The sequence below is a fragment of the Hydrogenispora ethanolica genome, assembly GCF_004340685.1.
Taxonomy (GTDB): Bacteria; Bacillota; UBA4882; order UBA8346; family UBA8346; genus Hydrogenispora; species Hydrogenispora ethanolica.
In genome coordinates this window covers 76,288-98,026 of the sequence record NZ_SLUN01000005.1, presented here as the reverse complement: position 1 = coordinate 98,026, position 21,739 = coordinate 76,288, and the positions used below count along the sequence as shown (strand labels likewise).

Annotated in this window: 23 protein-coding genes; 1 reads left to right on the top strand and 22 read right to left on the bottom strand. The window is 57.1% G+C overall.

Going from position 1 to position 21,739, the window contains the following annotated elements; translation table 11 throughout:
• Positions 1-541: 541 nt before the first annotated feature.
• From EDC14_RS06120 to EDC14_RS06025, 20 genes are all read right to left on the bottom strand, one after another.
• Positions 542-817, bottom strand: a complete 276-nt coding sequence (locus EDC14_RS06120) for a Veg family protein (RefSeq protein WP_341540151.1) — start codon at positions 815-817, stop codon at positions 542-544.
• A gap of 195 nt (positions 818-1,012) precedes the next feature.
• On the bottom strand, positions 1,013-1,483 hold the full coding sequence (locus EDC14_RS06115) for a ribonuclease H-like YkuK family protein (RefSeq protein WP_132013379.1): 471 nt from the start codon (positions 1,481-1,483) through the stop codon (positions 1,013-1,015).
• A 197-nt stretch (positions 1,484-1,680) separates the two neighbouring features.
• Entirely contained in the window at positions 1,681-2,559 is an 879-nt protein-coding gene (rsmA, locus tag EDC14_RS06110) for a 16S rRNA (adenine(1518)-N(6)/adenine(1519)-N(6))-dimethyltransferase RsmA (RefSeq protein ID WP_341540150.1), read from the bottom strand.
• Positions 2,560-2,636: 77 nt separating this feature from the next.
• Positions 2,637-3,569, bottom strand: a complete 933-nt coding sequence (locus EDC14_RS06105; RefSeq protein WP_165907830.1) for a diguanylate cyclase — start codon at positions 3,567-3,569, stop codon at positions 2,637-2,639.
• Between the two features lie 252 nt (positions 3,570-3,821).
• Positions 3,822-5,120, bottom strand: coding sequence for an ABC transporter substrate-binding protein (locus tag EDC14_RS06100; RefSeq protein ID WP_165907829.1), 1,299 nt, complete (start codon positions 5,118-5,120; stop codon positions 3,822-3,824).
• Between the two features lie 84 nt (positions 5,121-5,204).
• A complete protein-coding gene (locus tag EDC14_RS06095; protein WP_132013376.1) occupies positions 5,205-5,936 on the bottom strand; it encodes a L,D-transpeptidase family protein in 732 nt (243 codons plus the stop codon).
• A gap of 436 nt (positions 5,937-6,372) precedes the next feature.
• Positions 6,373-7,023: a phosphate signaling complex protein PhoU gene (gene phoU / locus EDC14_RS06090; RefSeq protein WP_132013375.1), complete on the bottom strand. Its 651-nt coding sequence runs from the start codon at positions 7,021-7,023 to the stop codon at positions 6,373-6,375.
• Between the two features lie 79 nt (positions 7,024-7,102).
• A complete protein-coding gene (locus EDC14_RS06085; RefSeq protein WP_165907828.1) occupies positions 7,103-8,002 on the bottom strand; it encodes a DMT family transporter in 900 nt (299 codons plus the stop codon).
• A 222-nt stretch (positions 8,003-8,224) separates the two neighbouring features.
• Complete coding sequence (rimI, locus tag EDC14_RS06080; protein ID WP_132013373.1) at positions 8,225-8,674, bottom strand: ribosomal protein S18-alanine N-acetyltransferase; 450 nt, start codon at positions 8,672-8,674, stop codon at positions 8,225-8,227.
• Positions 8,658-9,362 carry a tRNA (adenosine(37)-N6)-threonylcarbamoyltransferase complex dimerization subunit type 1 TsaB gene (gene tsaB, locus EDC14_RS06075; protein ID WP_132013372.1) on the bottom strand — a complete coding sequence of 235 codons (705 nt, stop codon included), beginning with the start codon at positions 9,360-9,362 and terminating at the stop codon, positions 8,658-8,660. Before tsaB ends, rimI begins: the two co-directional genes overlap by 17 nt.
• Positions 9,363-9,812 (bottom strand): tRNA (adenosine(37)-N6)-threonylcarbamoyltransferase complex ATPase subunit type 1 TsaE, encoded by a 450-nt coding sequence (gene tsaE / locus EDC14_RS06070; protein WP_132013371.1) that lies wholly within the window; start codon positions 9,810-9,812, stop codon positions 9,363-9,365.
• Between the two features lie 479 nt (positions 9,813-10,291).
• A complete protein-coding gene (locus EDC14_RS06065; RefSeq protein ID WP_132013370.1) occupies positions 10,292-10,642 on the bottom strand; it encodes a type II toxin-antitoxin system PemK/MazF family toxin in 351 nt (116 codons plus the stop codon).
• Positions 10,643-10,648: 6 nt separating this feature from the next.
• Entirely contained in the window at positions 10,649-10,921 is a 273-nt protein-coding gene (locus EDC14_RS06060) for a CopG family ribbon-helix-helix protein (RefSeq protein WP_132013369.1), read from the bottom strand.
• 229 nt (positions 10,922-11,150) lie between these two features.
• Positions 11,151-11,804, bottom strand: a complete 654-nt coding sequence (locus EDC14_RS06055) for a thiamine diphosphokinase (protein ID WP_132013368.1) — start codon at positions 11,802-11,804, stop codon at positions 11,151-11,153.
• A gap of 167 nt (positions 11,805-11,971) precedes the next feature.
• Complete coding sequence (gene rpsI, locus EDC14_RS06050; protein WP_132013367.1) at positions 11,972-12,382, bottom strand: 30S ribosomal protein S9; 411 nt, start codon at positions 12,380-12,382, stop codon at positions 11,972-11,974.
• A gap of 19 nt (positions 12,383-12,401) precedes the next feature.
• Positions 12,402-12,836 carry a 50S ribosomal protein L13 gene (gene rplM, locus EDC14_RS06045; RefSeq protein ID WP_132013366.1) on the bottom strand — a complete coding sequence of 145 codons (435 nt, stop codon included), beginning with the start codon at positions 12,834-12,836 and terminating at the stop codon, positions 12,402-12,404.
• Positions 12,837-13,001: 165 nt separating this feature from the next.
• Complete coding sequence (locus EDC14_RS06040; protein WP_132013365.1) at positions 13,002-14,354, bottom strand: putative glycoside hydrolase; 1,353 nt, start codon at positions 14,352-14,354, stop codon at positions 13,002-13,004.
• 294 nt (positions 14,355-14,648) lie between these two features.
• A complete protein-coding gene (locus EDC14_RS06035) occupies positions 14,649-15,635 on the bottom strand; it encodes a TRAP transporter substrate-binding protein (protein ID WP_132013364.1) in 987 nt (328 codons plus the stop codon).
• A gap of 72 nt (positions 15,636-15,707) precedes the next feature.
• The gene (locus tag EDC14_RS06030; protein ID WP_132013363.1) at positions 15,708-17,003 is read right to left on the bottom strand and encodes a TRAP transporter large permease; all 1,296 of its coding nucleotides are present in this window, start codon (positions 17,001-17,003) and stop codon (positions 15,708-15,710) included.
• A complete protein-coding gene (locus EDC14_RS06025; RefSeq protein ID WP_165907827.1) occupies positions 16,993-17,553 on the bottom strand; it encodes a TRAP transporter small permease in 561 nt (186 codons plus the stop codon). The genes EDC14_RS06030 and EDC14_RS06025 overlap by 11 nt, the downstream gene beginning before the upstream one ends.
• A gap of 570 nt (positions 17,554-18,123) precedes the next feature.
• Between EDC14_RS06025 and EDC14_RS06020 the strand changes: the two genes are divergently transcribed.
• The gene (locus EDC14_RS06020; protein WP_165907826.1) at positions 18,124-19,110 is read left to right on the top strand and encodes a TRAP transporter substrate-binding protein; all 987 of its coding nucleotides are present in this window, start codon (positions 18,124-18,126) and stop codon (positions 19,108-19,110) included.
• Here EDC14_RS06020 and EDC14_RS06015 read toward each other — a convergent pair.
• Entirely contained in the window at positions 19,089-19,757 is a 669-nt protein-coding gene (locus tag EDC14_RS06015; RefSeq protein ID WP_132013360.1) for a response regulator, read from the bottom strand. The two genes, EDC14_RS06020 and EDC14_RS06015, sit on opposite strands and share 22 nt — an antisense overlap.
• Positions 19,754-21,631: an ATP-binding protein gene (locus EDC14_RS06010; RefSeq protein WP_132013359.1), complete on the bottom strand. Its 1,878-nt coding sequence runs from the start codon at positions 21,629-21,631 to the stop codon at positions 19,754-19,756. The genes EDC14_RS06015 and EDC14_RS06010 overlap by 4 nt, the downstream gene beginning before the upstream one ends.
• Positions 21,632-21,739 lie beyond the last annotated feature (108 nt).

Here is a 21,739-nt window from a genome sequence, read left to right as displayed (position 1 = left end):
AGTGGTTCAAGCAGTTGCTGCGGTGACTCAAGCAACTAGGGCGGCGCTCGCCGCTGCTCCTTTTGTGAATCAAGTTGCTTCTTTTGTGGATCAAGTTGCTCCTTTTGTGGATCAAGCAATTGCCGCTGTGAACCAAGCAACTGTGGCAGCGATTGCCGTCGTTCCTTGGGTGAATCAAGATGCTCCTTTTGGAGATGCAGCAACTCCTTCGGTGAATCAGGCAACACGGGCGACGGCCGCCACCGCTCCCGCCGGGAATAAGACAGCGACTGGCGCGCATAAACTCGAACTTTTGGAGTATGCTACCTCTGGGACGCAGGCGGACGGGGTCCGTAAAGAATGGATTTTCCTGTTGGGGGAGAGTGACAACGCCGCTTGGCGGATAACCGCGGGCCGGGAGTTGCGTCAAAAAATAAAAAACGGTTGCCGGAAATGCCATCGTTTCAGTGCGGTCATATGTCAGAGCGCGGCAGCCATGGGGGCGCCAACGGAGATTTTCAGGGGCAAAGAAACAGCCCGTCGGAGACGGGCTTCTGCTTCTCTATGGTTGGGGCGAGGTTCCGATGCGGTTCTCGCCGACCGTCAACTCGACTGCCTGAGTCAACAGGTCCGCGTAACTGTACGAAACTCTCCGCTCGATTTGACGTTCTTTGAAGCGTACGACGAAAACCTTCGGATAAGTCTGCTCGAGTACTCCTTCCACTTCAAAGATCTTCTTCCGGCCGCGGTTGGCCCGGATTCGGATCGCTTCACCAACGAATCCGCCTAAGTCTTCCCGAATGCGATCGAGAACACCGACCTCCTCCAAATGGTTCACCTTCCTTCATTTATCCCATTGCCAGTATACCACGGTTGTCCAAAAATGTCAAGCTAATTATTATACTGGATAAAGTGGGGTTTGTCAACCATTTTGAAAGATTTCCTCAGGTATACAATCGAAAAGAAGTCCGGTCGGAGTCGCGGGCATCAGCCGGCGGGAGATTAAAAATTGGTTACGGCGTCCGGGCGGCGGTCACTTGGTATACTTGTCGGCGACCTTGGAGGCGCCGTAGGAGTCCGGCTTGATGATCGCGTCAAAACCGCTTCCCGTGACCATGCCCACCACTTCGCGGATGATCTCCTTGGTTTTGCCCTGCTCGCCGACGTCCAGGTGAATCTCGATGTCCAGATCGTGCATGCCCCGGGAGGTCAGCTTTTCAGCCAGTTTGGCGGCGATGCCCAGGCTTTTGGAGGTCTCGTAGAAGATCCGCTGTTTGAGGCTGAGGGTGGCCCGTTCCTTCTCCTTGGCATAAAAAAACCGGCCGCCTTTGCCTTCTCTCAGGATGATAATGGCCGTGACATAACAGACCTCTTCCCGCAGCATCGAATCGGTTCCCACGATCAACTTGTAGCGGCTTTCGGCATCCTCTTGAATATACGCAGCGATTTCCCGGAAAACCTGTTCGAAACTGAGCCTGCCCTTGGTCGGGTTGATAAAATGCATCCTTAACACCTTCCAAACATGCCGTCCCGTGGCTTGGAAATCCATCCCTGGCGGCATATCTCGCTTGATTCAGTCCCTCTGATCTATATATCGCAATCCGCGGCGAATCCTTGAGCCCGATTGCGGCCGATTTCCGTGATGATTTGGTTAAAATTCCGCGCCGCTTCCTCCCGCCCGTTCTCTGCGGATCCCTTCCGCTAGGGACGGGAATCCCGTTCCCGGAGGGCCCTGGCCAAGGCGGCGAACTCCTCCCCATCCAGAGTTTCTCCGCGGCGGCCCGGATCAATACCCAGGCTTTCCAGGATGGCGCCGCCGGCTTCCTTGTCTCCGGCGACGCTCTGCAAGGCGTTGAGCACCGTCTTGCGGCGCTGGCCGAAGGCGGCCTGCACCACCCGGTGCAGATAGGGATAGAGCCGGCGGTGTTCCGGATCGGCCACCGGCCGGATCCGCACGATGGCCGAATCCACTTGCGGCGCGGGGTAAAAGACCGTCTTGGGGACGGGCGCCACCCGTTCGACCCGGCCGTAATAATTCAGCATCACCGTCAGCGCGCCGTAATCCTTCCCGCCCGGCTCGGCCGTCATCCGCAGGGCCACTTCCTTTTGGACCAAAAAAACCATGGCCGCCCAGGCGATCTCCGACTCCACCAGCTTAAAGATGGCCGGCGTCGTAATATAATACGGCAAATTGGCCACAACTTTCCACCGGCCGGTTCCGCTCGCCGTCGCCGCCCCGGACAGCCGGCCCAGGTCGAACTCCATGAAGTCCTGATGGTTCAGGCGCAAGTTGGCGGCCTCCCCGAACTGCTCCTGCAGGATCGAGTATAGGCCGCGGTCGTACTCGACCGCCACCACCAGGCCGGCCCGCTCCAGTAGTTTGGCGGTGAGCGCCCCCAGGCCCGGGCCGATCTCCAGGACCCGGTCGGACGGGTCCAGCTCGGCGGCGTTCGCAATCTTGTCGAGAATATTGCCGTCAACCAAAAAATTCTGGCCCAAGCTTTTGCGGGGCGCAAAATTCCGTTGGGCCAGGATTTCGCGGATAAGCTTCGGTGAGGTAAATTGAGTAATCGTAAGCACCTTCCGTTCTGTGGTTGGTCATGATGAAAAAGCGAAGGGATTTCATCCGGATATAGTCTGGGCGGAAGCGCCCCCACTTATGAACGGCGCCGGTCCCGCAGGTAATTACTGCCCGGAATGGTCTTCACGTAATGCAGGAGCTCGCTCCCGATGGCCTCGGCTTCCAGCCAGTCCTGGACGACGCGCTGCCCGTTGCCGACGATGCCGCAGGCGATGGACATCACCGGCCACTGCTCGATAAAACCTTGCCGATTGGAAACGACCAGCCCGCCACGGTTTCGATCCTCTTCCAGGTAATACTGGGGGATTCCTTCGTCGAACCGCTCTTTCACCGCTTCGCAAAACGCCTCGGCCGCTCCCGGTGCCAGGACGACGCAGAAATCATCGCCGCCCAGGTGATACAGCTCCGGATCGGCCGCCCGCCGGCGGTCCGACTCCTCCCGGAGCAGGTCCGCCAGGAAGCGGATCACCCGGTCGCCTTGTTCGAACCCGTAATATTTATTATATACCTTAAAATCCTTGAGATCGATAAAGATGATGTCAAAACGTTCCCCATCGCGGTTGATATTGCGCAGGCGCTCTTGGAGGTGGACCTTCCCGGGCAGCACGGTCAAGGGGTTCAGCTGCCGCAGCAGCCGGGACTGGAGAATCTGGGCATTCACCCGGTGCAGCAGGGTCTTGGGGGCAAAGGGCTTGACCAGCATCTCCTCGACCTTGACCGCGGCATTCCGGAACCGCTCTTCGTCAAAGTGCGGGTCGGCCAGCAGGATGACGGGGAGGCCGCGAAGTTCGGGCAGGGAGCGGGCCTCCCGGATCAGCTCGTAGCCGTCGCCGGCGGCGAGGGCGGGATTGACCAGCAGCAGGTCGGGCGGGGTGCCGCGCAGCTTATTCAGTCCCTCCGCGCCGCTGGCGGCGGTCATCACCCAGTATCCCGCGTTGGAAAGCTTGATCACCGCCAGTTCCACCATTCGTTTATCGGAATCGACAATCAGGACCTTGGCCGCTTCCATCCGCCAATCGCCTCCCACGTTAACCCCGGATAAGCTTCTCATCCATATATTTCGACAATTGGCATCCTTATCCTTCCGGCGGCGCAAATTGCTTGCCGGTCGCGGCGGCCCGCGCCCCCCTCCCTTGGCATCGGTCCAGGCAGAATCGAAATCGGCTCCCGCGCCGGGTCCTCATCCCGACGCAAAAAGCCGGAATTTCTTCCGGCCCGCTGGTCGTTATTTTGATTTCGGACAATTGCCGCGGCGCGGCTTTTAGAAGCTGCCGGCCTGCAACTCGCCCTCCAATTGCCCCAGCAGCTCTTCCCGGCTCTTTTTGCCGGTCAGGTAGTCGTCGAGCGATTGCGCCGCCGGGCTCTCGCCGGTCGGCCGGTTTTGATTGACGAGCGCGGTCCGGCTTAGGAGCGGTCCCAAAGGGTACTCCCGTCCGGCGGAGCGCTCCCAATCCCGGCGGGGTTCCGCAGCGGCCGGGTAGACCATCAGTTCCTGCCAGGGCCGGCTGTCGGCATAGGTGCTCAAAAAGTAGCCCAGCCGGACGGCGGCGGCGATCTGGTCCTCGCCCCGGGTGCGCCGGTTCCGGTATACCGTGACGACCCCGTTCTCCACCGGCAGCCATGCCGCGCCGCCGCGGCGGTACGGCCCCGGAAGCAGTACCGGTTCCACCCGGGGCGCCGCCGCAGCGGCCGGAGCCTTCGCCTTTAAAAATTGGTATAGCCAGGGCCGGGCGCCGGCCAACACCAGGGTATTGCCATTCAAGAAACGGCCGACGGCATTGCTGGCATAGTCCAACGGCAGCGCTCTGGCGCGGACCAGACGCTCCAGCAATTCCAGGCCGGCCGCCATGGCAGCCTTCCCCGACTGGCGCCGGTTCTCCATGACCCATTGGCCGAGAAACCCGCTGTCGCCGCCGATGGCGGCAAAACGATAGCCGCCCGGCTTTCTTTCGTAAGCCTGCAGCAGATCCTCCCAAGTCCAGCCGGTCTGCTGGATGGCATCGACCGCGATTCCGGCCTTCTCCAGCGCGGAACGGTTGCCGATCCATACCACCGGAGCAGTCCAGCGCGGAAAGTAACACTGCAATCCGGCCACGGACATCATCTTCACCAGGGTCGGATCGAAGACCCGTAACTCCGCTTGGGTCAGAAACGGCGCCACCGGAATCTGCCAGCGATAGTCGAACGACGGAACCTGGTACAAGGAGCAGTAGACATCGGGCAGATCGCCGGTCCGCAGGGCTTGGGCCAGTTGCTTCTCCCCATCCAGCAGGTCCAGCAGCTTCAGTTCGACCCGGATATTGGGGTAGCTCTCCTGAAAGCGGCGGATCGCCCGGCGCAGATAATCCTGGTACTCCTGGCGCTGCAGTGGCAGGTCATAGTCCCAGACCGTTAAATGGTATGTCTTTTTGGGATGGATTCTGGCCCGGGGGTCCAACCGGATACTGCGGTCCCCCAACTGAAAGTGCGGCTGATACAAGAGCCTTCCCAGCCCGAATCCGGCCAGAAAGAGGATGACCAGCATCAGGCCCACCCGATAGCCGCGACCGATTCTCAACATGTTCCCTTCACTCCTTGCCTTCCGGTTATGCCTAGACTCACCCGGAGTGCACCGCATTCTTGCCCGGAGACCGAAACGCTCCCTTTAGCGCATCCCCAGGAAATACTGCTCCACCATGGTGATTCGCCCGGTCGGGGTCAGTCCGAAGAAGTACTGCATCCGTTTGACCGCCTGTTCCATCTGTTCTCCGAACCGGGCGTCGGCCCAGCCGGGATCGAAGCCCAATTGGCGCAGGCGGTATTGCATCACCAATATATCCCGGCCGGTATTCTTCTTGCTCATCTGGACCCGGGGACTGACTTTCGGTAGAGTGCCGTTGATATAAACGGGAGTACCCACTTTCACCATGGAGTAGAGCTCGATCACATGGGGATTGAGCATCCTGATGCACCCATGGCTGGCCCTGGAACCGATGGAATACGGCTTATTGGTGCCGTGAATCCCATAAATCCCCCACGGAACATTGATTCCGATCCAACGCGCGCCAAACCCGTCCCCCCAATTCCCCCCTTTGTGAATAACCCGCCATTCGCCGACCGGGGTGGGAGTGTCGGCCGTGCCGATCGCCACCGGATAGGATCGCACCAGGACATTGTCGCGGTAAAATTCGAGCCGCAACCGCCTCGTATCCACCACGATCTTATCCGTGGTCGCGACCGGGGTATTCGAAGAATCGGCCGGGATCTGCTCCTCCAGGGTGAATTCCTCTCCGTCCTCGCAGGTGATGGAGCGGTTCTCCGCCGCCGGCGCCGGACGGACCATGAGCCATCCCAGGACGAGGATAGGAATGAAGGCCAGGAGATACCTCCGCCGCAAATAAACTCCCCCTTTTCCGATGCCGGGCTTCCTTCGTCGCCCATCCGGTAACTACTCACTCAACCGGCCCACAAAAGACCGCCAAATGGTATCGAAGTGGTTACCAAGGCAGAGTAGAACCGGGATTGGAACGGAACGGACTGGGCATGGATTTATCATTACAAGCTTATGTCGGGATTCGCCGGAATACGACTGAGGAGGACCCGGGAAATTCGGAGAATTTTCCAAATGTCGCGCGGGCCTGGACAAAAAAACCTCCGCAGGCGTTGCCGCGGAGGAGTCGTATCAACCGGTATGGGGGAGGGTTAAAAGCCATGTGATAAAGTCCTCAAATTCGGAAATCATCCTTTCAATGGCCTAAAAAACGACTTTATCACTTGCTTTTCTGAGCTTTTGTGTTCACCCTGGCCTTCGGACAGGGTTTATCACAACGCTTTTAATACTTGACCCGTTTTCCGGTCAGGATGTAAATGGTTTCTTCTCCGATATTGGTGGCATGATCGGCCGCCCGTTCCAGCCATTCGGCGATCAGGAGGAAACGGGAGATCTGGTAGGCCTGCTGCGGGTTCATATCCTGGCCCGTCAGTCGCACCAATTCGTCACAGATTTCGTCATACAGGTTATCGGCCTCTTCATCCTTTTTGCAGACCGCTTCGGCCAGATCGATGTCCTTTTCGACAAACGCCTTCAAAACGGTGGAGACCATATTCATGGAAACTGCCGCCAATTGCGGAATATGGACCAAGGGTTTCAGATAGTGCTGCTGCTTTAGCTCCAGCACCACCTCGGCGATGTTGGTGGCATAATCGCCGATTCGTTCCAGATCGTTGACAATCTTGATCATGGCGAAATCCCGCTTGAGATCGAATCCCAGCGGCGGCGCGGCGGAAACGGCCCGCTCGATCTCCTCCTCGATCACGATCTGCAGATTATCAACCGCATCATCCCGTTCGATGACGTTGCGCGCGAGTTCGGCGTCTTGCTCCCGAAGCGCCTGGATGGCCATTTTCATAGTCTCCTCAACCAGGCTTCCCATCTTTAACAAATCCCGTTGCACTTGCTCCAAGTTGTTGCCGGTTGTGATCATCGTGTCACCTCATCTTCAGATTTTAAAGAAATCTTAATATATTTAATTGTACACGAGCCGGTTTCATTCCTCCGTTTCTTTAAAAAATTTTTACAATCCGGATGACCGAATCCGATTCACTTTCCATACTCCGGCCACAATGCAACAGCCTCCCACCAAGTGGAGCCAGCTGAAACTTTCGCCGCGCCAGAGCGCTCCCGCAGCGACGGATACCACGGTTGTCAGATTCAAAAAGGAAGCGGTGATGGAGCCTGTAGTTTACCAGAAAAAAAGCGCCGACCGAGGATAAGAGCCCCAGGTACAACAGGGCGATCAGCGCCGCGGGATGGCTGAAGGCATTGAAATACGAAGCGGCGCCGGGCCGCACCACCATCCCGTAATAGCCGTTGAAGAAAAGCGCGCCCACGCTCATCATCACCGCGGTGATCTCGACCGGAGCGTATTTGCAGGAAAGCCGCCGTGACCAGATGTTGTATAATGCGGCGCTGACTACAGCCAGGGATAAAGCGGCGATGCCCGTCAGACGCGCGCCGAATCGCGCGTCCGGACCGGCGCAGACGATCATCCCCACCCCCGCCACGGAGAGCCAGACATAAAACCAGTTCCGGGCGTCGGTTTTTTCGCCGAGCAGTTTCGGGGCGAGAATGCATACGCCCACCGGAATCAGCCCGATCAACAGGCCGGCTTCCGAGGCTGAGGTAAGTTGGACGCCATAGGTCTCGCCGATGAAATAGAGGATCGGCTGGAACAACGCCAGCGGCAACAGGTCCCAGAGCAAGCTCCGGGAAAACCGGACTTTGATCACCCGCAACCCGATGAGGATTCCTAAAAAAACCGCAGCCAGCGAAAACCTGTGCGCCAACAGTTCAAAAGGGTTTAACACCGCCAGCGCGTCCTTGGTGAACAGGAAGGAAAGGCCGAAGATCAGGGCAATCGCTATCCCGGCCGCTACCGGCCCAATGATCGATGGTTTCGCCACTCCGTCACATCCTGTCCCCTTTAGAAGCCATGTGATAAAGTCTCTCAAAACGAAAATCAGCCTGTAAAAAAGGTTTAAAACGACTTTATCACTTGCTTCAGGCAATCGCTGTGACCCTTCCGGCTTTTTAGCCGGGTTAATCACAGCTCTTTTAGTTTACGCCGCCCGCGGAAAAAAGCACTTTTTTCGCAACCGGGTGTCCGGGCGACCGCGGCCGGCTTCTCAGATGGGACCCTTCCACATGATAAAGGCGTCCTCATTATTGTCGAGATAGTATTTGCGGCGGACTCCCATGTGGACGAAGCCCAGCTTCTGATAGAGTTCCTGAGCATTCAGATTGGAACGCCGGACTTCCAAGGTCAAATACTTGACGCCATTCTCCCGGGCTACCTCGAACAGCCTTTCGAGCAGCGCCCGGCCCACCCCTTGACGGCGATAGACCGGATGCGTCGCTAAATTCGTGATATGCCCCTCGTCGAAGACCACCCACATCCCGACATAACCGGCGACCCGGCCATAATCGTTCTTGGCCGCCAAATAGATGGCCCGCTGGTTCTCCAGCAACTCATAACGGAACGACTCGCGCGACCATGGCGTGGGAAAGGAGACTTCCTCGATTTGAATGACTTCTTCCAGGTCTTCCAGGCGCATTGGCTCAACTCTGATGGCCATGAATCCGTTCCTCCAGGCGAACTTCGGCTTCTACCCGCCGCAAATAGGAAGGGCCTAACCGGTCCGGCGGCAAGGTCTCGCCGGACCGCCAAGCGGCCAGACCCAACAAACCGGCCTGGCTGGCCAACGGCCGATCCCAGATCGGCGGCCCGATCCGCAGGTTGCCGTGCTCACGCCACAGTTCCGCATAGCTCTTGCCGCCGTCGCCACAGAGCAGCACTTCCGGCAAAGCGGCCAGCTTTTGCCGAAACTCCGCCGCGGCTACCGCCTCGGGAGCGATGATCTCCCGCAGCCCCTCGGGAGTGCGTTGATAGAGCGCCGCGTAAACATCGCCGCGCCTGGCGTCGATCAGGGATGCGACCCATTCGGCCGCGGCACGGCCGTTCTCCGCCATGATCCGCAGCGTGGAAAATTGCGCCACCGGGATCTGCAACGCAGCGGCCAGACCTTGCACCGCAGCCAATCCGACCCGGATTCCGGTATAGGATCCCGGCCCGTTCCCCACGGCGATCAGCCTTACCTCCGCCAAGCTCGCCCCGGCTTTACGGATTAAACGGTCCAAAAGGGCCAACAGATATTCGCCGCCGCCCTTACCCGCCTTGAGCGATACTTCCAGTACGACTTGGTCGTCATCCAAGAGCGCGACGCTCCCCCACGGAGTGGCGGTCTCAATCCCCAGAATCAGCATTTATAACTCCTTTATCAAATCATCAAAGCGTTGACCCGCCGGCCGGAGCGTCACCCGGCGTTCTCCCTCCGCCGGCCCGTATTCGATGGCCACATCCAAATGATCATGGGGAAAATTCGCTTTGAGCAGATCGCCCCATTCCACTACGGTGACCCCTTCCTCAAACAATTCGTCCGGTTCAAGCATGGCAAGCTCACTCGGCTTCTCCAACCGGTAGAGATCGAGATGATTCAGACGAATCCGTCCGGCGTAACCCTTCCGTAATTGAAAGGTCGGACTGGTTACTGCGGCGGTTACCTCAAGGCCTTGAGCGATCCCCTTCGTCAAAGTAGTCTTGCCCGCTCCCAAATCGCCCGATAAAAAAAGGAGATCTCCGGGTTGCAAACGCTCACCCAGACGCTCCCCCAAATCCAGCATCGCTCGTTCCGAATCGATATTCCAGGTTTTCATAGCCAATTCCCTCAATCGAAACCCTTAATTTCCGGTTACGTTATCATTAGCTTAACATGATTGGATAGCCGGGTCAAGTTTTCTCCCGCTCCGTCCTCTCTTCTATATTCTTCGATAATTGAGCCGAATTATCCAATCCCCATAGCCGAGCCGCCATTTCTTCCGTTAGAATGCAACCGGGGGGGATGAAGCCGCGGTTTGATTGTAACCCGGCGGATCGAAAGCAAATCCTCCCCGCCGCAGCGTCCGGGAGGACTATAAAAAACGTCTTATGTCCCGACTCATAACCGGGAGCCATTCCACTATGATTTCATGAAAAAGAAATGCTATCTGATGCGCACCCATGATATATATTCGGGTCCATTGCATTCCCTTTCTATGAAAGAGGAGGCAAAAGGCTGGCTGGTTCGAGATGGGGTTTTGTCCCGAAAATCTATAAAAAAATAAAACCAGCAAGATTTGCCAGTTTTATGAAAAGCTTAGTTCAATTGGCGTAGTCCCAAACTAATCTCCAACGCTTGATTGACAATCCCCATCGTCTCTTCGTCGAGATGCGTAATCCGCTCTTTCAACCGCTGTTTATCAATGGTGCGCAACTGCTCCAGGAGGATGACCGAGTCTTTTTCCAAATGACACCGGTCGGCGCTGATCTCGATATGCGTGGGTAATTTGGCGCGTTTAATCCTCGAAGTAATGGCGGCAATGATGGTGGTCGGGCTATAGGTATTGCCGATGTCGTTCTGAATGATCAGGACCGGTCTGAGACCGCCCTGTTCCGAACCGAGGACCGGGTTTAAATTGGCATAATAGATCTCTCCGCGACGGACCATGAACCACTATTCCCTTTTCGCCAGATAGTTTTCGTAGCTTTCCAGTTCTTGAGAAACAGCTTCCATTCCGTCCTCCGCGAGCAGCAGGTTGAGCTTGCCCATCTTTTGATAAGCGATCCGGTACTTTTCGAACCGCTCTCGCTGACGGCGTTCCTCAATCAGCAGCAACACCGCCTCGCGGACGAAGGCGCTACGATTTCCCGTTTCCCGGCGGACGATCCCGTCCACCTCTTGGAGGAGGCTCTCGGGCATACTGACCGCGATTCGCTTCGCCTGCATCGATCCACCCCCAGTATTGATACAGCATTTTGCCAAAGCGTTGACGGGTTTGGAGTGAAAAGCGCGAACGCCTCACCGCGCTTTTCACGAACAAAACCGTTTACGCTTTATCAAAATGCTATAAGGCGCGCTTCCTCCATTATTATATACAGAATCGCCAATTTCAGTCAAATGGGATGGCTTGTTTGAATTTGACGAAACACATTGACAGGGCCGTCATTCCACCCTTTCATCCCGGGACGGGCGACTCCCGAAACAAGACGACCAGCAGGATTCCTTCGGCCACTTCAATGGTTGCCGTGGCGGCGCAAAACTCGTTATGAATCCCGCGCGGGCGCGCCAAGTACAGCTCTTCGCCACATAAGGGAAAAGCCAGTCCGCCGGTTCGGACTCCGCATACCTTGGGAGTCAAGGGGATCAACGACAGCGCCCAGCCCGGCCGCGCCGGCAAGGTGAGGGCGCGACCGGCCAGCAACAACTCATGGTCCGGGTCGAGCAGCCGCGCCGCGCTGCCCAGTTCGGCCGCACGCAGCAGCAGCCCGATATTGCCCAGCGTATGATCGATCCGGCGGCCCAGTCCGCCCAGAATGCGAATATCCTCCGCTCCTTCCGCCACCGCCGAATCCAACGCCAGCTCCAGATCGGTCTCGTCCTTGGCGGCCGGAAACGAAAGCATCCGGACTCCGGCGGCAGCCAGGGCGGACCGGTCGGCCTCAGGCAGCGAATCAAAATCGCCCACCGCCAGGTGGGGATGCCGGCCCACCCCAAGCAAGGCATGGCCGCCGCGATCGGCGGCAATGATCAGTTCCGGCTTTCGCGCCAATTCCTCGCGGAGCTGCCGGGGATCCACCGGCCCGCCGCCGACAATCAACGCCCGCTTCATGATTCCCCCTAAAGCAAAAACACGACTTTGGAAGCCGTGTTTGAGTCAAACCAATGAGCCACAAATTCAGAAAGGAATCCGTTCCCTTCGAAACCAGCATTTCGAAGTCCAAACTCACCTTCAGAAAATGGCGACCTGCAAAAGCTGTCGAATCTGCCGCATTCCGGTTAACGTTTGGAGAATTGCGGCGCCTTACGGGCTTTCTTCAGACCGTACTTACGGCGTTCTTTCATCCGCGGGTCGCGGGTCAGGAAACCGGCTTTCTTCAAAGGCGAACGGAACTCATCCTCCACCTTCAAGAGCGCCCGGGCAATGCCGTGACGGACCGCGCCGGCTTGGCCGCTGACTCCGCCGCCGTGAACCGAGACCAGCACATCGTACTTGGATTCGGTATTGGTGATCTCCAGCGGTTGTTTGACGACCAATTCCAGCATCTTCCGGCCAAAATAATCGCCGATCGGTTTGCCGTTGACGATGACGTTTCCTTGCCCGGAAACCAAACGTACTTTGGCGACCGAACATTTTCTCCGACCGGTTCCATAATAAACGGTTTTAGCAGTTTTTTTGGTGCGTGGCATTTATCTTCTCCTCCTTTTCTCAGGCCTTAATTTCGAGCGCTTCCGGTTGTTGTGCGGCATGTGGATGCTCACTGCCCCGGTAAACTCGCAATTTCTTGATCATTTGCCGGCCTAAGCGATTGTGAGGAAGCATTCCCCAGATGGTCTTGGTGAGCGCATATTCCGGTTTGGTCTTTAACAAATCGCCGTATTTGGCGGCTTTCAATCCGCCGGGATACTGGGAGTGGGTGTAACGGACCTTGTCCTCCGCCTTGTTGCCGGTTAAGACAACCTTTTCGGCGTTGATGATGACGACATGGTCGCCGCAGTCCACATTCGGAGTAAACGTAGGTTTGTGTTTGCCGCGCAGGATGGTTGCCACCGCGGTTGCCAAACGTCCCAAGGTTTTGCCTTCAGCGTCAATGACATACCATTTGCGCTGAACCTCCTCGGGCTTAGCCAAGTAAGTTTTCATATTCATCTCTCCCCCTGCATGAATGCTGCTGATTCCCTGATCAGGGCCGCTGTTCAGAGAAAAAGGGCCGTATTTTACGGGCTTTTCTATTATACCAAAAGATTCTTTTGAAAGCAACGAAAACCTTTCGAATCATCGAACCGGCCGCGGCGGCCACCGGACCCCTTACCGGGGCGGGGCTTCGGTCCCGGAAGGGTGCCGGTATTTATTCACATCATAAGTGTTGGATGGATTCCAAAAGATATACTCCCGGAATCCGGCGTCCTCAACCGCCTTGATCTGCGCCAGCAATTCCGCCCGGCCATAACGGCTGCGCAACGAAAAATCCTGCAGCCAAGGCCGGAGAATGACCGGCCGTTCCGGGTTTTGCCCGGCCAGCTTCCGCCGGGCGTCCGTGAGGCTTTGATAGATCGTCTGATAAGGGGCACGGTCCGGATCGGGCAAGTTATACTCGCCTTTGCGATAGTGGGAGGGATAGACCATCGGGCAGATCACGTCGACCGCTTCGGCCACTTTCTCCAGCACTTGGCCGATGCCCAGATCGTCCCGGGCGGAGCAAGTCAACCCAAAGACATCGGCCGAGACCTTGACCCCCAGCGGGCTCAATTGACGGCGGGCGTATTTGAGAAAATCCCGGATCACGTCGGCCTTGGCCCGACCGTCACCGCTGGGGTAGCGGCAATCCTTGATCGGGCCGTCGCTGGTGAACCGGACATAGTCGAATTGAATCTCCTTGAAGCCGTATTCCGCGGCTTCCCGGGCGACCGCCACGTTATAATCCCAGACCGTCTTATTGTAGGGATCCACCCAATTGAGGCCTTTAAAATCATGCCATAGCCCGCCCTGGCTGCTCCGGACGGCCAATTCGGTCCGGCGTTTCGCCAGATACGGGTCTTTGAAGGTTACAATGCGGGCAATGGGATAAATCCCATGCTCCTTCAATCGCTGCAGTACTTTACGGGGATCGTATTTCCGCCAGTCGGCGCCGGTCTCCCGGGCCAGCTGCACCCGGCTGGGGTAGCTGAGTGTCCCGCTGTCATCCTTGACGTCGATGACCACGGCGTTGATCTCGGTCTGTCGCGTGAATTGCACGATCCGGTCCAAAAAGCGGGAACTCCCGGTCATCCAGGCCGTCAGATAAATCCCTTTCACAGGCGTCCTGGTCGTCGCCTCCGGTGGAATCGCCGGTTCCGGCGCCGGCCCAGGAGTCGGCGGCAGCGTCGGGAGCGGAATCGCCGGACTCGGCTCCGGCATCGCGGCGGGTGGTTCCGCCGGCCCGGGTGCCGGTCCTGGCGAAGGCGCGGCCGCCGGTTCCGGCAAAGGCGCCGCCGCGGCCAAGGCTGTTCCATAGCCCGGGAATTGAATCGCCCAACGGTTCAGCCAGGCCCGCACCTCTTTTGAAGCATCGGCCCGGACCAGCTTGCCCGGGCCATCGGGCTGCGCTTTGCTGCCCGTTCCCACCATTACCATTAAAAAAAGGCTGATCGCCACCACCAAAAGCTTCGTAATCCTGGCCATCGGTTCCTCCAGCGCGCCCATTTTGGGATGATGCCGAACGACAACCCGGTTGACGATCGGTGCATCTAAAATATATTTCAGGAGGGCGGCTGGTAAAACCTCTTTTTTTGGCTGTTTTTTCCGGCCTGGCGCGATCGAAATCCCGCTTTCCACCCGGATCCGCACACCAGAACGCCGGAGCGGCCACGAAGGCCGGTCCGGCGTCCCTTGAGACTAATTCAGGCTAGCAGGCAAGGTTCGCCCTCGCCGGGCGAATGTCTCCCCTCCGGGTTTGGACTTCAACCCCGACTGCCTTCACTTCACCGCTTTGATTTTGTCGACCCAGACTTTGTACTCTTTATACTCCGGCATATCGTACATCGGGGCGACCGCCGCCTGGAATTCGGCGACATTGGCTTCGTGAATGACGCAGCCTTTGGCCTTGGCTTGTTCGAGGTATTTGGATTCGCTCTCATTCCAGGCTTTGATCTGGAACTCGGTGGCTTCCCTAGCCGCGTCCCGGAGGATCTTCTGATCCCGCTTGCTCAGGCCGTCATAAAATTTCTTGCTGACCATCAGCAGCTCCGGCAGTCGCAGATGCCCGTCCTTAATGAAATATTTGGCGACCTCGTAATGGTTGGCCGATACCCAGCTCGGCACATTATTCTCGGCGCCGTCGACCACGCCGGTCTGAAGGGCGCTGTACACTTCGCCGTAAGCGATCGGCGTTGCGGTCGCATTCAACAGCTTAATCATGCTGACCATGATCGGGCTCGGTTGGACCCTGATCTTCAGGCCCTTCAAGTCGTTGACGCTTTTCAGCTCTTTGGTGGCGTAGAAATTGCGGGCGCCGCCGTCAAAATAGGTCAGCCCCACCAATCCGACGCTCTCCATCCCTTTGAGGAACGTCTGGCCGACCTCGCCTTTGAGGACCTTCCACTGATGCTCCTGCGACCGGAAAAGGAACGGCATCGAGAAGACGCCGATCGGTTTATACACCGAGATCACCGGCGAAGTGGAGACCCGGACGAACTCGATGACGCCCAGTTTGGCCTGTTCCACCACATCATTCTCCGAACCGAGCTGCCCGCCGAAATAGACCTGGATCTTAAGCCTCCCTTTCGATTTGGCCGCTACCAGCTCGGCGAATTTCTCATCCCCCAACTCGGTGGGGTAGCCCTGGGGATGGACCTCGGCCAGTTTCAGGGTCCGCGGCGCGGCCGCGTTCAACTGCAAACTGGCGCAGGTGGTGACGAGCAACAGACCGACCAGGAAAAGGATGACAAGTTTGTTCCGTTTCAACTTTCCTACCTCCTCAAATGATTTTTTAGGCAGACCGACAGAACAACCGCAGGCTTTCGCGGCACACCCCCTTTATTTCATGAATAGTCTCGGCAATAACATCGCGATATCCGGGAAAAAGGTGATCACGAAAAGAATGACGATCATCGGAAGATAGCAGACCATTAACGGTTTGAAGACCTCTTCCATCTTGGCCTTGCCCACGGCGCACCCCACGAAGAGCGCATTCCCCACCGGCGGAGTGCAGAGGCCGATGCCCAGGTTGAACATGAGAATCACCCCGAAATGCACCGGATCGACCCCGAGCTGGTTGGCAATGGGCAGCAGGATCGGGGTGCAGATGACGATGGCCGGGGCCATATCCATGATCATCCCGATGAACAGCAGAAACAGGTTGATCAGGGTCAGAATGACATATTTATTGTTCGATAAGGAGAGCATCCAGTTGGCGATCGCGCCCGGCACGCCGAGGTAGGTCATCATCCAGCCGAAGGCGCTGGACGTCCCGATCAGTAGGAAGACCATGGCCACCGTGTTGACCGAGTCCTTGAGGATCTTACCGAAACGCCGCAGCGGAATGTCGCGATAGACGAAGAAGGTAAGAACGAACGCATAGAGGACCGCGATCGCCGCCGACTCGGAGGCGGTGAAAAAGCCGGAAATGATGCCGCCCATGATCAGGATGGCCACGCCCACCGAAAGCAGGCCGTCCAGGAAGATCTTGACCGCTTTCCGGAAACCGACCCACTCCTCGCGCGGGAAATTATACTTCACCGCCAGAATGTAGCTGGCGACCATCAATGCCAGGCCGAGCAGAAAACCGGGGAGAGCACCGGCTAAGAACAGCTTGCCGACGGAGACGCCGCCCGAGACCAGGGAATAGATGATCATATTATGGCTGGGCGGGATCAGGACCGCCTGAACCGCGGTGGTTACGGTGAGCGCGATGGCAAAGTCCTTAGTATAGCCTTTCCGCTGCATGGCCGGGATCATCACCGAACCCAGGCTGGAGACGTCGGCCACCGCCGATCCGGAAATGCCGCCGAAAAACATGCTGTCAACGCAGTTGATCATCGCCAGGCCGCCGCGGATCCTGCCAACGAACAGGCTGGCCAGGTTGACCAGGCGCTCGGCGATCCGGCCCTCGCTCATGATCTGCCCGGCCAGGATGAAAAAGGGGATGGCGATCAAGGAGATCGATTCGAGGCCGGAGACCATCCGCTGGGCGACGATGAGCAGCGGCAATTCCAGGTAAAGCGCTGCCGCCACCGCGGCGATCCCCAGCGCAAAGGCGATCGGGGTCCGAATCATGATCAGCAATGCGAACGTCCCGAGCAAAATCGTGATGGCAATGGGGTCAAAGTTCATCTTGATTACCTCCCATGGAGAAAATCAGCCTTACGACGGATTCAGCTGAGTACAGGGTCATCAAAAAAGCGGCCGCCGGAACCGCCAGATAAACAAAGACGCCGCGCGGCAAGAGCGTGGCCGACATCCGATCGTTCCAGCACCCTTGCGCCAGGGCGATGCCTTCAATGAACAGAAAGATGGAGAAGGTCATGATCAGCAGGCCCACCAGGATGGCCAAGAGCCGTTGGACCTTGACCGGAAACAGATTGGTGACGAACTCCACTCCGATATGACTATGCGTGCGAATTCCAATGGCCGCGCCGGTCATGCCGAACCAGACCAGCATCATCAGAGCGACCTCCTCGGTCCAGGGAGAGTTGATGTGAATGATCCGAAAGCGGGCAATCACCTGCCAGGTGATGATCAGGGTCATGATCGCCAGCAGGATGGCGCCGACCGTCTCCGTGACGGTCATCAGCCCGTTGAGGATGAACAGCAGGAATTGCCCGAGCGGGGAGCTCCTGGCGGTTTCCGGGGAACGGACCGGGGCCGAGCTTGAAGTCTGCAAATTGAATTCCTCCCTTGCTATCGCTATGGTAATCCGTTTTTTAGTGCGCTTCGAACTCATTGCGACATCTTTCCAGATGACAAAAATCCAATCATTTCCGTCAGCTAAGTCATCTGCAGCCGCGCTACCACGAATGCTTTACGCCAAAACTTTTTTCAACGTTCCGAAAGTTGGTGGGACCGACATTTTATGGTAGAATGAAAGTATCCATCGGATAAACAAACCGTTAATAATTTATTAACGAAATCTCCATCGAAGCCTGGTTTCAAAAATAAGAACACTAAAAAACATAAAAAAAACGTAACGATTCAGTCCAAAGTCTAAAGTCCAAGGTCCAAGGTCCAAAGTCCGAAGTCTAAAGTCTAAAGTCCGAAATCCGAGGTCAAAAAACACTCATATCTATGAGAAATCCTCAAACTTGATTGGCATTTCAACTTTTAAGCTCTTTGCCCTTTGACTTTTGACTTTCGACATGCGACCTTCGACTCTTGACATGCGACCTTCGGCTCATGCCTGAGAGGACCACTAAATCGTCATAAAAAACCAATGGAAACCATGGGGGAGGGGACCTTGAAGCATCGCTTCCGGATGATTCTGATCATGTTTTTCCTCTGCTGCAACGATTGGGGATTGACCGCGGCCCCATCCGGGGTCTTGCTGCGCTGTGCCGATGTTCACAGGATTGACTATCCGACCATTCAAGGCGTTTTATATATGGCCCAACGCTTGAAGGAACGGACCAAAGGCCGGGTGGAGATCGTGATTTATCCGCAAGGCAGATTAGGGACGGAAAAGTCAGCCGTTGAAATGGTCCAGCTGGGGGCGCTGGACATGGCCCGGGTCAGCGTCTCCCAGGTGGCCGAGACTGCGCCCGAACTGGAGATCTTGATGCTGCCTTACCTGTTCCTGGATAACCGTCATAAATGGCAGGTGTTGGAGGGAACGATCGGGACCGAGCTGTTGGAGGGACTCTCCCGCCACGGTTTGATCGGTTTGTGTTTTCAGGAGGCGGGGTACCGTAGTTTTTACAATCGCCAGCGGCCGATTTACCGGCCGGAAGATTTGCGGGGTTTAAAGATCCGGGTCCAACCCAGTCAGGCCATGATCAAGATGGTCGAATATCTGGGGGCGGTGGCGGTCCCCATTGATTATACCGAGGTTCAGGATGCCTTGATGGCCGGGGTGATTGACGGCGCCGAGAATAATATCCCGAGTTACGCGACGTCCGGCCACTCGCAGGCCGCCCGCTACTATTCCTTGGACCGACACAGTTCCATCCCGGAGGTCGTGATATTCTCGAAGCGCTCCTTGGCCAAGCTCACCCCGGCCGAGCAGACGATATTGCGAGAGGCGGCCCGGGAGTCGGTCTCCTTCCAACGTGGCTTATGGCCCGGTTTCGAGGCGAAATGCCTCCGCCAATTGGAACGGGAAGGCTGCCGCTTCAACGAGGTGGACGGCGCGGCGTTTCAAAAGGCCTTGCGGCCGATTCTCGACGGATATGCCCGGCGGAACCGGCTGGTGGAAGAGATCCGGAACTATTCTTCAGCGCTCCGGTAAAGATAAGTCGGGCGGCCTTGTTTCCCGTAAATGAGGTCGTATTCGACCTTGTTCTGTTCTTGAAGCAGTTTGAGATAGCGCCGGGCCGAGACCGTGGTAATCCCGACGGCGGTTGCCAGTTCTTCGGCGGTAATCCCGTTCTTTTGGGCTTTTAAAATCGCGTGGATTTTTTCCTCCGTCAACGGGCTGAATCCTTTGGGGGCGACGGCGCGGCGTTGCCGGGCGCCGATCCGGTCCAGATCCGATTGGGAGACCTCCGACTGGTTGAGTGCGGTCAAAAACTGTTTATACTGTTGCAGGGATTCTAAAAACCGTTGTTTCAGATACGGTTTGATCAGATAGTCGCGGATCCCCAGCCGGAAGCATTCTTGAACCAGCGGGACTTCCTTGGCGGCGGTGATCATGATGAAATCGACGGTTTTATTGAAGGTTCGAATCTGTTCGATGACCGCGGTGCCGTTGAAATCGGGCAGGAAGTTATCGAGCAGGATCAGTTCCGGGGCGAGTTCCCGGGTCAGGCGGACCGCCTCCTGGCCGGAACGGGCCGAGCCGACCGCGACGAAATCCGCTTCCTCCTTGAGAAACTCCCGGGTAATCTCGATGACCATCGGGTCATCCTCGACGATTAACACGCTGATCTTTCTCAAACCGGTTGACCTCCATCCTTCAAGGGGATCTTCACCATAAAGACTGTTGCGCCGCAGCAGCGCAACCCGATGGTCCCTTTGAGGTTCTCCACCGACTGCCGGACCAGGCTGAGTCCATTCCCCTTATTCAACCCCTTTTTGGTCGTAAAACCCCGTTCAAAGATACGCCGCCGGATCGCGGCGGGGATGCCCGGGCCGTTATCGCAGACGATGATTCGCAGGAACCTAGCGCTGGGATGAATCTTGATCGTCACTTCCTTGCGCGCTTGGGCGCTCTCCTGGAGCGCTTCGAAGGCGTTTTCGACCAGATTGCCGACGATGCACACCAGCTCGTGGTCGGGCAGGACAATATGCTTCGGAATGTAGCTGCTTCGTTTGATCCCGAACTGAATGTTTAATTCCTTGGCCCGGTTGAACTTGCCCAGCAGGATCCCGGAGACGGCCGAGGCGGCGAAGGCTTTGGCCAAAAACGAGATCAGATCCTGATGTGATTCGGTGGCCTCATGCAGCAGTGTCAGGGCGGTTTCGTACTTGCCCAGTTGGATCAGGCCGGAGACCGACTGCATTTTATTCATGAATTCATGGGATTGGGCCCGCAAGGCTTGGGTGTAATTCTTGACTTCCATCAGTTCCTCGGCGACCTTTTGGAACTCGGTCAGGTCGCGCATGGTGATCACCGCTCCGAGAATGGCGTTCTTCCGCTGAATGGGGATGATGTTATAGACCAGCACCGTTTCGCCGATGACTTGGTATTTGTTATAAATGGACTGTCCGGAGGAGAATAACTCCTGGGTGTCCAATTCCCGGAAGTAGTTCTGCACCGGCCGGCCGACAATGTCGGAGGTGGGGGCCAACAAGCGCTCGGCCTCCTGGTTGACCAAGGTGATCGTTCCGCGCTGGTCGAGGGCGATAATCCCCTCAAAGGTCGATTGGAGGATGGTCGTTCGCTGATCGAGCAGCGCGGCTATCTCGTACGGTTCCATGCCGAAGATGGATTTTTTGATATTCCGGGCCAGCTGGTTGGCACCGATGAAGCCGAAGACCAAGCCGAAACCGACGATCAGCCAGAGCGACAGGTTCATCCGGAGCAACGCGGCCCGCACTTCGCTCCGGTCCTTGACCAGAGCCACCGCTCCGTCAAAGCTCCCGTCGGTCCGGAGACCGGCGAAGATGTAGTCGGCTTGGGTGGTCCGCAGTTTGCTGCCGGGCAGGAACACGGTCCGGCCGGGATGGCGGCCCAAGCGGTCGCGGGCCGGGGGCGGCAGGTCCAGCGGCGCAATGTTGCCGATCAAATACCGGGAATCGGCGAAGAACAGCAAGCGCACGTGGAGCACGGAGGAGAAATCGTTCACCAGATCCTGATCCAACTGCGTCCCGACGTTGAGATAACCCGCCCGCTGCTGGTCGAAGACCACCGGTGTGGTAGTGATCAGATAAATCCGCTCCCCGCGCCGGGTAAGATAAGAACGGCCGGAAGCGGCGGCGGATTTGAGAATGGGGATCCGCACCCCCATGGTTTCATAGGAACGGTGATTATCCGCCAACAACCGGCCGCCCGGATCGGCCACCTCGATCAGATCCAGGTTATAGTCATTGGCGGCCAGCATCAGATAATAATGGAGGATGGCTTCCAAGCGGTCTTTGGTGGCCAGCGAGATGATGTCCCGCTTGGTCTGGGTGGATGACTTGCTCTGCTGCTCCCGGATAATATTGGCCAGGGTCAGTTTAAAACTCTCGTAGGTAACCCGGAGCGAGTTTTCGACCTGCGCCTCCAGCTCTTTTTGGAAGAAGTATTGCGTGAAGAGGAAAACCGAGGTCATCAGGATGACGACGATGATCCCGAAAAAAATGGTGATCTTGGTGATCAGTCGCATGGCATCACCTTCAAAAAATCATCACCGCGCAAGCCCTTAGATCTTTCGCGACATTTGACAATTTTCCTTTTTCATTCATCGGGACCAGATGATGGAAGGATTGGCGGA

Bases quoted from the DNA above. Each gene is read 5' to 3' on its own strand.
- EDC14_RS06115 (WP_132013379.1), bottom strand. From the start codon at position 1,483: ATGCATTTTATCAACCCGACCAAGGGCAGGCTCAGTTTCGAACAGGTT.
- EDC14_RS06105 (WP_165907830.1), bottom strand. From the start codon at position 3,569: ATGGAAGCGGCCAAGGTCCTGATTGTCGATTCCGATAAACGAATGGTG.
- EDC14_RS06100 (WP_165907829.1), bottom strand. From the start codon at position 5,120: ATGTTGAGAATCGGTCGCGGCTATCGGGTGGGCCTGATGCTGGTCATC.
- phoU (WP_132013375.1), bottom strand. From the start codon at position 7,023: ATGATCACAACCGGCAACAACTTGGAGCAAGTGCAACGGGATTTGTTA.
- rimI (WP_132013373.1), bottom strand. From the start codon at position 8,674: ATGGCCATCAGAGTTGAGCCAATGCGCCTGGAAGACCTGGAAGAAGTC.
- tsaB (WP_132013372.1), bottom strand. From the start codon at position 9,362: ATGCTGATTCTGGGGATTGAGACCGCCACTCCGTGGGGGAGCGTCGCG.
- tsaE (WP_132013371.1), bottom strand. From the start codon at position 9,812: ATGAAAACCTGGAATATCGATTCGGAACGAGCGATGCTGGATTTGGGG.
- EDC14_RS06065 (WP_132013370.1), bottom strand. From the start codon at position 10,642: ATGGTCCGTCGCGGAGAGATCTATTATGCCAATTTAAACCCGGTCCTC.
- EDC14_RS06060 (WP_132013369.1), bottom strand. From the start codon at position 10,921: ATGCAGGCGAAGCGAATCGCGGTCAGTATGCCCGAGAGCCTCCTCCAA.
- EDC14_RS06055 (WP_132013368.1), bottom strand. From the start codon at position 11,804: ATGAAGCGGGCGTTGATTGTCGGCGGCGGGCCGGTGGATCCCCGGCAG.
- rpsI (WP_132013367.1), bottom strand. From the start codon at position 12,382: ATGCCACGCACCAAAAAAACTGCTAAAACCGTTTATTATGGAACCGGT.
- rplM (WP_132013366.1), bottom strand. From the start codon at position 12,836: ATGAAAACTTACTTGGCTAAGCCCGAGGAGGTTCAGCGCAAATGGTAT.
- EDC14_RS06040 (WP_132013365.1), bottom strand. From the start codon at position 14,354: ATGGCCAGGATTACGAAGCTTTTGGTGGTGGCGATCAGCCTTTTTTTA.
- EDC14_RS06030 (WP_132013363.1), bottom strand. From the start codon at position 17,003: ATGAACTTTGACCCCATTGCCATCACGATTTTGCTCGGGACGTTCGCA.
- EDC14_RS06010 (WP_132013359.1), bottom strand. From the start codon at position 21,631: ATGCGACTGATCACCAAGATCACCATTTTTTTCGGGATCATCGTCGTC.